Annotated in this window: 9 protein-coding genes and 1 pseudogene; 6 read left to right on the top strand and 4 right to left on the bottom strand. The window is 66.1% G+C overall.

The annotated features are described in order from the left end of the window. The first annotated feature begins 3 nt into the window (after positions 1 to 3). Genes AZOLI_RS03165 through lipA form a run of 3 tightly spaced genes read left to right on the top strand, consistent with a single transcriptional unit; the run spans position 4 to position 2,877 of the window. Complete coding sequence (locus AZOLI_RS03165) at positions 4 to 789, top strand: glucose 1-dehydrogenase (protein ID WP_014247130.1); 786 nt, start codon at positions 4 to 6, stop codon at positions 787 to 789. Between the two features lie 43 nt (positions 790 to 832). Next, positions 833 to 1,963, top strand: a complete 1,131-nt coding sequence (locus tag AZOLI_RS03160) for a 2,3-butanediol dehydrogenase (RefSeq protein WP_014247129.1) — start codon at positions 833 to 835, stop codon at positions 1,961 to 1,963. Next, positions 1,963 to 2,877: a lipoyl synthase gene (lipA, locus tag AZOLI_RS03155; protein WP_014247128.1), complete on the top strand. Its 915-nt coding sequence runs from the start codon at positions 1,963 to 1,965 to the stop codon at positions 2,875 to 2,877. Before AZOLI_RS03160 ends, lipA begins: the two co-directional genes overlap by 1 nt. A gap of 21 nt (positions 2,878 to 2,898) precedes the next feature. Here lipA and AZOLI_RS03150 read toward each other — a convergent pair whose 3' ends face one another. After that, complete coding sequence (locus AZOLI_RS03150; RefSeq protein ID WP_014247127.1) at positions 2,899 to 4,596, bottom strand: methyl-accepting chemotaxis protein; 1,698 nt, start codon at positions 4,594 to 4,596, stop codon at positions 2,899 to 2,901. An 825-nt stretch (positions 4,597 to 5,421) separates the two neighbouring features. Here AZOLI_RS03150 and AZOLI_RS03145 point away from each other — a divergent pair. Beyond that, complete coding sequence (locus AZOLI_RS03145; protein ID WP_014247125.1) at positions 5,422 to 6,555, top strand: Arm DNA-binding domain-containing protein; 1,134 nt, start codon at positions 5,422 to 5,424, stop codon at positions 6,553 to 6,555. 10 nt (positions 6,556 to 6,565) lie between these two features. Here AZOLI_RS03145 and AZOLI_RS03140 read toward each other — a convergent pair whose 3' ends face one another. Next, positions 6,566 to 8,176 (bottom strand): ISL3 family transposase, encoded by a 1,611-nt coding sequence (locus tag AZOLI_RS03140; protein ID WP_162487961.1) that lies wholly within the window; start codon positions 8,174 to 8,176, stop codon positions 6,566 to 6,568. Positions 8,177 to 8,309: 133 nt separating this feature from the next. Between AZOLI_RS03140 and AZOLI_RS03135 the strand changes: the two genes are divergently transcribed. Beyond that, on the top strand, positions 8,310 to 8,771 hold the full coding sequence (locus tag AZOLI_RS03135) for a hypothetical protein (protein ID WP_014247124.1): 462 nt from the start codon (positions 8,310 to 8,312) through the stop codon (positions 8,769 to 8,771). On the opposite strand, the pseudogene AZOLI_RS33020 reads toward AZOLI_RS03135, so the two are convergent. After that, positions 8,759 to 9,759 (bottom strand): annotated as a pseudogene (locus AZOLI_RS33020) (IS1595 family transposase). The gene AZOLI_RS03135 and the pseudogene AZOLI_RS33020 overlap by 13 nt on opposite strands. A 91-nt stretch (positions 9,760 to 9,850) precedes the next feature. Beyond that, on the bottom strand, positions 9,851 to 10,129 hold the full coding sequence (locus AZOLI_RS03125; RefSeq protein ID WP_162487960.1) for a hypothetical protein: 279 nt from the start codon (positions 10,127 to 10,129) through the stop codon (positions 9,851 to 9,853). Between the two features lie 507 nt (positions 10,130 to 10,636). Between AZOLI_RS03125 and AZOLI_RS03120 the strand changes: the two genes are divergently transcribed. Continuing rightward, the gene (locus AZOLI_RS03120) at positions 10,637 to 12,016 is read left to right on the top strand and encodes a hypothetical protein (RefSeq protein WP_014247121.1); all 1,380 of its coding nucleotides are present in this window, start codon (positions 10,637 to 10,639) and stop codon (positions 12,014 to 12,016) included. The last annotated feature ends 4 nt before the right edge of the window (positions 12,017 to 12,020 follow it).

Below are 12,020 nucleotides of genomic sequence, written 5' to 3'. Positions count from 1 at the left end.
CTCATGCCTGATCTCAAGGACAAGAGCATCATCGTCACCGGCGCCGGCCGCGGCATCGGCGCCACCATCGCCAAGGCGCTGGCCGCCGACGGTGCCAAGCTGACCATCGCCGACCGCACCGAGGCCGACGCCCGGCAGGTGGCAGACGCCATCCGCGCGGCCGGCGGCACAGCCATCGCCGTCACCGTCGATGTCCGCGACCGTGCCGCCGTCCGCCGCATGATCGACGAGACGGCGAAGGCCCATGGCCGGCTCGACGTCATCTTCAACAATGCCGGCATCGCCCAGACCAAGCCCTTCCTCGACATCACCGAGGACGACTGGCACACGGTCAACGACGTCAATGCGCTGGGCGTGCTGATCGGCATGCAGGAAGCCATCAAGACCTTCCGCGCGCAGGGCGGCGGCGGCAAGATCGTCAACACCGCCTCCATCGCCGGCAAGCAGGGCTACGAGCCGTTGGCCCATTACTCCGCCAGCAAGTTCGCCGTCGTGGCCCTGACCCAGGCCGCCGCCCGCGGCTTCGGCAAGGAAGGCATCACCGCCAACGCCATCTGCCCCGGCGTGGTGGCGACTGAGATGTGGAAGATCATCGACCAGGGCTTCCGCGACACCGGCATCACCAAGTCGGAAAACGAGGCCTTCGACATGTTCGCCGCCGGCGCCGTGCTGGGCCGGCCGTCGCGTGCCGAGGATCTGGTCGGCGTGGCGCGCTTCCTCGCCTCGTCCGACAGCGACTTCATGACCGGCCAATCGCTGCTGGTCGATGGCGGGATGGTCTTCGCCTGAGCCACCGCGAACGCCGACAACGATAAAACCGGAGGAAAACACCATGAATGCGATAACCAAGGATCCGGCGACCACGATGAAGGCCGCCGTCTGGCATGGCCGCAAGGACATCCGGGTCGAGGACGTGCCGCTGCCGGGCGCGCCGCCCGCGGGATGGGTGCAGATCAAGGTGCATTGGTGCGGCATCTGCGGGTCCGACCTGCACGAGTATGTCGCCGGCCCGGTCTTCATCCCCGTCGACACCCCCCACCCACTGACCGGGCTGAAGGGCCAGTGCATCCTGGGGCACGAGTTCAGCGGCGAGATCGCGACGCTGGGCGAGGGTGTCACCGGCTTCGCTGTGGGTGACCGGGTGGCGGCCGACGCCTGTCAGCATTGCGGCGAGTGCTATTACTGCAAGCACGGCATGTACAACATCTGCGAGAAGCTGGCCTTCACCGGCCTGATGAACAACGGCGCCTTCGCCAGCCTGGTCAACGTCCCGGCCGAATTGCTCTACAAGCTGCCCGACGGCTTCCCGACCGAGGCCGGCGCCCTGATCGAGCCGCTGGCGGTCGGCATGCATGCGGTGAAGAAGGCCGGCAGCATCGTCGGCGAGACGGTGGTGGTGGTCGGCGCCGGCACCATCGGCCTCTGCACCATCATGTGCGCGAAGGCTGCGGGGGCCGGGCGGATCATCGTCCTGGAGATGTCCGCCGCCCGCAAGGCCAAGGCGCTGGAGGTCGGCGCCAGCATCGTGCTCGACCCCAAGGACTGCGATGCGGTGGCGGAGGTGAAGGCGCTGACCGGCGGTTACGGTGCCGACGTGTCGTTCGAATGCATCGGCCACCGCGACACCGCGAAGCTCGCCATCGACGTGATCCGCAAGGCCGGTAAGACCGTGCTGGTCGGCATCTTCGAGGAGCCGAGCTCCTTCAACTTCTTCGAGATCGTCGCCACCGAGAAGCAGATCATCGGTTCGCTGGCCTACAATGGCGAGTTCGCCGACGTCATCCGCTTCATCGCCGACGGCCGCATCGACGTGCAGCCGCTGATCACCGGCCGCATCACGCTGGACGACATCGTCAGCGGCGGCTTCGAGGAGCTGGTCGCCCACAAGGACCGCAACGTTAAGATCATCGTGCAGCCGCAGGCGGTCACCGCGGCGGCGGAACAGCCGGAGCTCGTCCACTGATGGCCCTGCCCGCGATGCACATGAAAACCGCCCGCCCGGAGCACCGGGCCGAGAAGCCGGCCTGGCTCCGCGCCCGCGCTCCCGGCGGGACGGCGTTCGAGGACACGCAGTCGCTGGTTCGCCGCCACGGCCTGAACACGGTCTGCGAGGAGGCCGCCTGCCCCAACATCGGCGAATGCTGGAGCAAACGGCACGCCACGGTGATGATCCTGGGCAGCGTGTGTACGCGGGCCTGCGCCTTCTGCAACGTCGCCACCGGCCGGCCGGACGCGCTCGATCCCCACGAGCCGGACCGGCTGGCCGAGGCGGTCGGCGAACTGGGCCTTGCCCATGTCGTCATCACCTCGGTCGACCGCGACGACCTGCCGGACGGCGGCGCCGCTCATTTCGCCCGCTGCATCCGCCGCCTGCGCGACACCGCCCCCACCACGACGGTGGAGGTGCTGACGCCGGACTTCCGCAACAAGCCGGGGGCGGTGGAATCCGTCGTCGATGCCCGGCCCGACGTCTACAACCACAATCTGGAAACCGTGCCGCGACTCTATGCCGACGTGCGGCCGGGGGCGCGCTATTACGGCTCGCTGCGCCTGCTGGAGCGGGTGAAGGAACGCGACCCGACCATCTTCACCAAGTCCGGCATCATGGTCGGGCTTGGCGAGGAACCGGCGGAGGTGTTGCAGGTGATGGACGACCTGCGGGCGGCGGGGGTGGATTTCCTGACCATCGGCCAGTATCTCCGCCCGACCCCCAACCACCACCCGGTCGCCCGCCACGTCACACCGGAGGAGTTCGAGCGATATGGCACGGTAGCGCGGGCGAAGGGCTTCCTGATGGTGTCGGCGACGCCGCTGACCCGCTCCTCCCACCACGCCGGCCGCGACTTCGAGGAGTTGCGGCGGCGGGCGGGACGATGAGGGACAACCGGCGGTACGCCGTCAGGCCGCCCGGACGGTGCCGATGAAGTTGGCAACCTCACCCTTCAGCCGGTCGGCCTCCGTCGCCAGGACATTCGCGGTGGTCAGCACCTGATCGGCCGCCGCGCCGGTTTCGGTGGCGGCCCTGGTCACGCCGACGATGTTGGTGGACACCTGTTCGCTGCCGCGGGCCGCCTGGGCGACGTTGCTGGAGATTTCGGCGGTCGCGGCATTCTGCTCTTCGATGGCGGCGGCGATGGCCGACGAGATTTCGCTCATCCGCCCGATGATCCCGGCAATTCCGGCAACCGCCTCCTGTGCGCCGCCGGTGGCGCTCTGGATTTCCTTCACCTTCGCCTGGATTTCCTCGGTCGCACGGGCGGTCTGGCTGGCGAGTGCCTTAACCTCGCTGGCGACCACGGCGAAGCCCTTGCCCGCCTCCCCCGCCCGCGCCGCCTCGATGGTGGCGTTCAGAGCCAGCAGATTGGTCTGGCCGGCGATGGAGTTGATCAGGTCGACCACCGCGCCGATCTGGTTCGCGGTATCGACCAGCAGCTGCATGCTGGCGTTGGTGCGGTCGGCCTCCTGCACCGCGGTCGCCGAAATGGCGCTCTGGTTCGACACCTGGCGACCGATTTCAAGGATCGAGGCGGCCAATTCCTCCGTTGCGGACGCAACCGTCTGAACGTTGGCGCTGGACTGCTCGGACGCCGCTGCCACGGCGGTCGCCTGGACGGTCGACTGGGTCGCCGACGAGGACAGGGTTCCGGCCGCGCCCTGCATCTGTGTGGCCGACGATGCGACATTCTGGACGATGGCGCTGACGCTGCCCTCGAACCGGTCGGCGAGCCGGCGCATCTCGGCCTTGCGCTCCACCTCGGTATGAGCCTTCTGCGCCTCCTGCTCGGCGGTCAGGCGCCGGACTTCCAGCGCATTGCTCTTGAAAACGTCCAGCGTACGGGCGAGCAGTCCGACCTCGTCGCGACGTTCCGTGCCATCGATGGGAAAATCCAGGTCGCCTTGTGAGACGCGGGTCATCGAATCGGTGATGCGCTTCAGCGGGCGGACGATCAGATAGATCACAATGGACAGCGACAGCGCCAGTCCCAGCAGTATGCCGGCGACGGATAACATCAGGACCACATCGTGGGTCTGCTCGGCGACGGCACGGGTCTCCCTGATCGCCTTCTCCATGCCCTGGCGGGTGATCTCGACCCGCTCGTCGATCAGGATCGATGCGGCGCGGCGATTCCTCGCCCCATTGCCGATGCTGAGGGAATAAGCCTCGTCATCCTTGTCCTGCAGGGCGAGGTCGATGACCTTCAAGGCGTTCTCCCGATAGGCATCGACCAGCGCCTTGATCTTCACGCCCGTTTCGCGGCGGAGGTCGCTGTCGGCAGTCAGGGCAAGTTCGGCAATCGCCTTGTCCGTCAGTGCCATCGCCTCGGTGAACAGCGCCGCGAAGCGTCGCTGTTCGTCGGGAACATTTTCGAGAATGACGTTCTTCTCGGCAGCGGTTGCTGAGTTGAGATGACGACCGATATCAAGAATGGTCGCGCGACGCGAAGCCTCCACAGTAAGCGCGTATTCGGCAACCTGCTGAACCAAAGTCAGTCGCTGAAGTGCCGTCACGGCAATCGCTCCCATGAAAATCAGCAGCAGGAGCACAGGCGTGAGGATCTTCACGATCACTCTTTGATTGCTGAACCAGCTGAACATTGAACGTCATCTCCCGGCAAGACTTCGGAATTAACTGAAAGCCACCCGGATGATGAGCCTATAATCTTCACTTCCATCATCAATCAGGGAAAACCCCAGAAGCCATTCCAACACGAAAACGCGCATTTCATAATTTCAATAAACTTTGACGTATTTTTGTTTCATTATTTGGGAATCTGTTGAATGGAGAATTCAGCGCACGTCGGCAGCCATTGTTATCTGTTCCTACGAATATTCGCTCCACACCACAGCAATCTTCGTTCGATGCCAGGAGCGAGAAAGCCAAGTCACCATTCCGCCACGCCACGGAACGGGGGTGCCGTCGGGCCATTCGGAGATCGTGGAAGACCGCGACGACGCCGGTCGCCGACGATCATCGCCAATCGGAGCTGCGCGGCGATCGTACGCTCACCGCCTTGACGCCCATGATATTGAGCGGAGAGCCTGACCGGCAGGACTTTCGCTCGGCCCCGGACGCGGGGCTGCCACTGGATGGCTGGCACGCGCCTGCACAGGCAGCGGGAACCCTCAGGTCAAGTGCTGCCTGTGCAGATAGTCCTCGCTCTGCATCTCCATCAGTATTTCAGGCCCTTCGGCAAGGCGAACGCGAGGGCCGGAAAACGCTGGAAATGCCGAAACCCTATATGCCGGCAAGCGGCTGAAGTTTCGAGGCTAATCCGGAAAGCGTGATATCATACAGGCGACTGACTGGGCTGCCGCGGCTACGCTTGGATTTGCCACTCTTTCCTGTGGCATCCGTGATTTGTGTGACACCGGCTGTGACACCATTTATCGGACTGTATTTCTGACAGTCTAAGAACGGCCATGCCCAGACTGACCGACACGACGATCCGCCACACCCGCGCCAAGGACGGGGTTCGCACCATTCTGAGGGACGGCGGCGGCCTCGAATTGCAGGTTCATCCGAGCGGCACCAAGACGTGGTACCTGCGCTGCCGCGTCCGCGCGGAGAGCGGCGGCAAGGGCATCCAGCGCCGCGTCGCGCTGGGCGCCTATCCGGCGGTATCGCTGTCCGATGCCCGGCTGGAGGCCGGCCGGATCGTCTCGGAGGCGCGCAGCGGCCAGGACCCGAAGGCGGCCGAAACGCGGGCGGTCCTCGGCCTGGAAAAACCGCGCACGGTGGCCGACGCGGCCACGCTCTACATCGCGCACCTGAAGGCAGTCGGGCGGGCGGAACGCTACTGGAAGGAACGGGAACGGCTGCTGAAGCTCCACCTTGTGCCGGCGCTGGGCAAGCTCGCGCCGGCCGACGTCGATCGCGCCATGCTGTCGGCCGTGGTGGACCGCGAGGCGCGGCGCCAAGCCAAGGCCAAGCAAAAGGGCGTGCAGACGCGCCGGCTGGGCAGCGTGATCACCGCGCTGTGGCGGCACCTGGAGGATAAGGGATGGCTTCCCACCCGCGGCACGGCCGACCGGCTGCTGGTATCGGCCGCCGCGGAGCGCTCGCGGGACCGCATTCTGAGCGACGGTGAACTCGGCAAACTCGCCCTGGCGCTCGGTCTGCTGGACGGCCGCACGATCTATCAGCGGGAGGCGGACGGCACCCGCCCGATCAGCCGGCAGACGCTCGACGCCATGGCCCTGGCGCTGCTGCTCGGCCTGCGCGCCGGGGAGGTGCTGCGCATCCAGGCTAGCGACATCCAGGAGGACCGCGAGACGGGCTTTATCCTGCTGCGGGTGGCCGCGCACGGCGGCAAGACCGCAGCGGCCCGCCGCGATCTTCCGCTTCCGCCCTTGGCACTCAGGGTCCTGCGCCACCGCCAGCAGGCGTGCGGGGATGGCCCGCTGTTTCCCAGCCCAAGCGGCAAGACCGCGGGCACGCTGACCGTAGACGGGCTCGCGTGCGCCGCCCGGCTGCTGACCGACAAGCTGAGCCACCGTGACGCGGAAGGCCGGCGCTGGGCCCATCCGCATTCCCGGTGCAGGGTAGCAGCCTAGGCTTGTGCATTCAGGCAGCCTCAAGCACGCGATGACGCAGCAAATCGAAGCCGCCGCGGCCGTTCATCATGCGCTTGATCGTCTTCAGCCTGCTGATCTGCCCCTCCACCGGCCCGGTGCTCCACGGCAGCGACAGAGCCGCCCGTACAGCGGCAAGGTCGCTCTTCAAACCATTGGCAAAGCCCGCCAAGGGGGTGCCGTCCGCCGTCAACAGCCAGTTGTCCAACTCTCCGGCTCGTTGTCCCCGGACCATCGCCCGAAAGGCACGGGCCACGGTGATGGTCCGTGCCAGTTCCGGCGATCGGGCGATCAGGGCCGAGACGAAGGCCTGTTCGGTCGGGTCGACCTCATGCTCGTCGGCAATCACCAGCCATGCTGCCCGTCGGCGCGACGGTGCCGGCCATGATGCCAATGCCATGGATGCTGCACTTCCTACGGCCTGTCGCAGAGGCCGTGCCCAGTCCCGAACCAGTGTCCGCTGACCGGTAAAGCCGAGGGATTTGATCTCCCGGCAGAGCTGAGCGGCGTTGTGGCAGCCGTCATCCCAGCGCTGCTGCAGGTGATCGAGGAACGGATCAAGCCGGCTCCCCTTGGCCGGCTGACGCCATGCCGGCGGCTGCCCGGACCGCAGCCACACCCGCACCGTTTTGCGATCGAGGTGGAGCGTTTCAGCGATACGCGTTTGCGACCACCCGCGGGTTTTCAGCGCGACGACCTCGTCATGGCGGGCATGGCGGGCGGCATGAAGGGCAGCGCTCCGCTGCTCTCGCCGGGTCGGTGGACTGGAAACCTCATCCGACAGCAGCAGGTGCGGGTCCTGCTCGGTTTTGCCCAGCGGAGCGACAGCCAGCTTGGCGGCGGCTCGGAGGTCGCGGTGATGGCCGGTGAGGACCTCCCGCAAGGTGTCGGTCACATTGTGCAGGAGGTGCCAGCGATCCGCGACCTGGGTAGCGGAGGGCGCGCCCTGACGGACGCCATCGGCGTAGGCGCCAGCACGGTCACGGGCGACGATCTCGACACCAGGATGGGCTTTCAGCCATGCGGCAACGGTGTCGGCCTGACGGTCGGGCAGGAGGTCGATGGGGCGGTTGCGTTCGAGATCGACGATGATGGTGCCGTAGCGCTTACCCCGGCGCCAAGCCCAGTCATCGATCCCGACGATTTGAGGCGGTGGGGCCGGCACCACGGGCACCGCGCGGATCAGGCGCAGCAGCGTGTCGCCACTGACCGGCATGGCGAGCCGTGTGGACAGCCGGGCGCCGGGATTTCCGCCGGCACTCAGTGCAATGGCGCGCTGCGCCTCGGCAAGCCGCCGGGTGCGCCGGACCCGAGGGGCCGCCACCGTGGGCAGCGGCTCGGCGAAGATGCGGCGGGGACAGTCCGCCACCGCACACCGGAAGCGGCGAACCTGCAGGTGGAGGTCGCCAACCCGGCCCTGCCACGGCAGGTCGCCCAGATGTCGGGAGTACCGACTGTGGACGCGTGCGGAGGGGCAATGGCACAGCGGACAGGCCGCCCTTGTGGCCCGCATGTGGGCCGTGATCGCCACCCGATCAGCGTCGACGGAAACCTGATCGACGACAAGGCCGGTTGGGAGCAACGAAAGCAGTGATTTGGACAAGGAAACCGGGGCTCTGGAGGAAAATCGTTCCCTCTATGTGCTCATCCTCGCTTCGATCTGCATCGGGAATGCGGATGGGCCAAACTTCATTCGGCCTTTACAGCCCTGAAGCCGAACAGGAGGGGCATGGAGTATGGGCGAGCCGCACGTCGTCAGCGCCTTGCGGGAGAAGCGGGCCGAGATCTCCGGGGCAATCCTTGAGCTTGAGAAGCGAATGGCTCAGCACCGGGCCGACCTGGTGCATCTGGACGCCACCTTGCGCCTGTTCGCCCCGGAGCTGGAGCCGGAGAGCATCGCGCCGAAGAGGCCGCCGGCGGCGCGCTCCCACTACTTCGCCACCGGCGAGCTGGCGCGCCGCTGCCTGGAGGCGCTGCGCATGGCAGAGGGACGTGTCGTTGCCGCTGAGCAGATCGCCGTCGCCGCCATGCGCGACAAAGGGCTCGATCCGGAAGACCGCAAGACCCGCTCCGATTTCATCCAGCGCGTGCTCAACACCCTGACCGCCCAGAAAGGCAAGGGCACGGTGGAGAAGATCGGCAATGGCCTGGGCGCCCGCTGGCGCCTTCCGGCCGAACCCGCCGATCACGCCGCGTAAGCGCGCTGCCAGTAGCCGCAGAAGTCCACTGACGGGTCATTGCGCGTCACCAGGGCGAGGACAGCACGGAACTGCTCGCCGTTGCTGGTCCGGCGGTGGTCTTCCCGGAAGGCGGCTTCCTGGGCGTAGCGGTGCAGGTAAAGGCCCGAGATGTGATGATGGTGCCCGATCTCCCCGCGGCGGATGCGCGAGAAGAAGGATTCCGCTCCGTTGGTGCAGGCGCCGTCCTGACTGTAGGCGTCCTGGTGGTTGATGCGGTGCATCGGGTAGCGGGCGTGCAGGTCGTTCCAGGCGCTGGACTCGTCCGCATGCACTTCGGTGCCCTTGGTGACGCGCGAGCGGATGAAGCTGCCGGCGGCGTCCTCGGACGGGAACACGCCGGTCAGGGTGCGGCCGTCGCGCTCGCGGATGGTGACGACACACCGGCGCTTGCCGGTCTGGTTGATAGCAAGCCGGCGGTCCTTGCGCTCCGTCTTGCGGTTCTCCGGGCGGACGTGTGGCCGCCGAAGTAGGCCCCATCGATCTCCGCTGCCTTGCCCGTGCCGCCGATTACGACGCCGCGGCTCTCGGCGGCCATCGCTTCGCGGATCTTGTGGGCCAGCACGAACACCGTCTTGTACTGGACGCCCAGGTCACGCGATAGCGGCAGCGCGCCCTTGCCCTTCACCTCGTTGACAAAGATCACCACGGCGGCGAGGTACATCCGGAGCGCCAGCTTGTGGAAGGCGAACAGCGTGCCCGAGGTGAGGGAGAAGTCTTTGCGGCACCGCTTGCAGCGCCAGCGAGGCGCACCGCTCGGCCGGCGGCAGTCGTACACCGCATCACAATCGCAGGCCGGGCACACGGGACGCCCGTTCGTCTCCGGCCAGCGGATCGCCGCGAACACCGTCTCGGCTTCCGTGTCCGACAGGCGCAGCACGGTCGCCAGCGACAGCGTGCGCGCCGCGGCGCTGAGAAGGAAGTGCTGGCTTTTGGTGCGACGGGGCATGGCGATCTCCGACACGGTGATTGCCCGAGTCTACCCGGCCACGACTCCGCTGTGAATCGTCAAGTTCATGATTTGTACTCACCCGGCCAGATCACCCGCCGGCCATGGTGGCGGATGCTACATAAGTCCGGGCATTTCCGACGATCCAGCCGGAACGTCCCGCCGGTATCCAGGTCGAGCCCAGTTCGGCTGTCACCAGAAGGTCCCACCCCTGGTCCTGGCCCTTCCAAGGGGAGACCTCCAGGCCGGTCAGCGCCGGATCCGCCTGAAGGAGGCGAATTACCAACTCTTCAACTGCCGCCATGGGAGCACCGGAGGCTCTCCATATTTCCAGTGCGGCTGCATCGAACCGGTACTCACGCGCGACCACCGCACCCTCCTCATCCTGCACCGCACTCGATAGCACATCTCTTTTCGCGTGCAAGAAAAACGATCAGCCGGAATTTGTATCCGGAACGCCTTGCCATTTTTCAGATGTCCAGCAAGCGACATCAGCAAAGCAGCGTCAAAACACCGCACGGCTCAAGATATCCTCTCGCATCCCTGACCATCATTCGCCTTGAACACCTATGTATTTAATACATTTGAAGAAATATCTTGAACGAATGCTTTGCAATGTGCATTCATTGTGGGCGAGGCATCGATCCAGCGTGGATCTAGTCTATACCTTTGCTGCATTTTTTGAGGCAGACGGCTGAACACGATGGGAACCTCCGGTAACAGGCTCCACAGCCCCGGCCACGCCGCACCGCGTGCAGCGACGTGGCGGCGAACGACGGTGCGGTTCGGCCTTCTCGGCGCCATATGCCTTTTTGCGGCGGCCTGTCAGGACAAGCGGCCGGGATGCCTTCCCCTGCCCCCGAAGGAAGCGTCCGCAATGCTCCCGCGCGGTGCGGTGGACATAGGCGGCCCGGTTCATCTCTACCTCGACGGATCGGGCTCGATGCGGGGCTTTGTCACCGTCCGGGGTGAATCGCCCTACCTCGAAGCCCTCCGCTTCCTGCCGCAGAGCCTCGCGCGGTCGGCTATAGGCATGCAGGTCTTCCGGTTCGCCACCGGCATTGAGCCGCGCCCCCATTCCGGCAAGCTGGAAGCCGAGATCCTCAGCGACGGCTTTTACCGGACCCAGGCCGGCGGCTCGAACACGCAAGTGTCGGCCGGCGCCACCCATCTGCACGAGGTGCTGCGGCGTGCGGCCTCGGAATCGGACACGACCAGCGTTATCGTCAGCGACCTTTTCCTGAGCGCGGCCGAGGTGCACGGCGGGGATTCGGGCCCGCTGCGCAAAACTTTGGCCGACATCCTGCACAAGGATCTGACCGTAGCCATCATCGGCGTGCAGGCGCCTTTCAACGGGCGAGTGTTCGACCTCGCCACCACGCCCAGCGGGGTTCAGCTCACCAACGGCTTCCGGCCCTTCTACGTGCTGCTGGTCGGCCCCGACGCCAGGGTTCGGTCCATGTACGACACCCTGCGGTCCGAGGTTCTGGAAGGCATGCCCGCCGGCAGCCATCACCTAGCCGTCTACTCGCGCCGCCCCTTGCCCAAGCGGGGCTGGGTGCAGCGGATCGACCTGCGTGACGGAGCCGCGACGGCATCGCTGCTGTCCAAGGACGTGCCGCACACCGCAGTCGAGCAGATCGCCATCGGCCGGCGCGCCGGCGGCGCCGAGGTGACGCTGGAACAGGAGGACACCAAAACCGGCTGGGATGCCGCCCAGGCCGCCGTGCCGGACATCACCCAAGCATCGGCCAAATCCACCCTTCATTTCTTCGGGGACGGCCGGCATGGGTGCGAGAACGGCTGGGTCGAAGACGACGATCATCCCGGTCTTCTCCGGTTGACCCAGGGCAAAACGGATCGGCTGTCGTTTGACGTCTTCCCCCAACCGGCGGCGACATACGGCTTGCGCCCGAAGGTCCCCTACACGCTGGACGCCGCCGTCATGATCCCCGCTCTCCAGCCGGCACCGCCCGTGCGGCATTGGATTCAGGAATGGGGGTATGACGCCAGCCAGGAAAAGGCTCTGCTCGACCGCTTGGCGCAAAGGGAAAAGAAGCTGACCACGCGCTTGCCGGCCAAGGGATCCAAGGCGGCGCCCGAACCAGAAAAGGTCGAGGCGGCCGAGAGCGCCGACCGGTTTCTGTTCCCGACCCTGAACCTGCTCTCGCTGAACGATCTGATGGTCCGCATTATCCGCGACAATTACTCGGCGGAGCGTATTCACGCGTTCCGCATAGCTTTCAAACTGGACTGAGGAC

The organism is Azospirillum lipoferum 4B, assembly GCF_000283655.1.
Lineage (GTDB): Bacteria > Pseudomonadota > Alphaproteobacteria > Azospirillales > Azospirillaceae > Azospirillum > Azospirillum lipoferum_C.
Note: the sequence above shows the minus strand (reverse complement) of the source record. Positions and strands in the feature narration are given on the sequence as shown.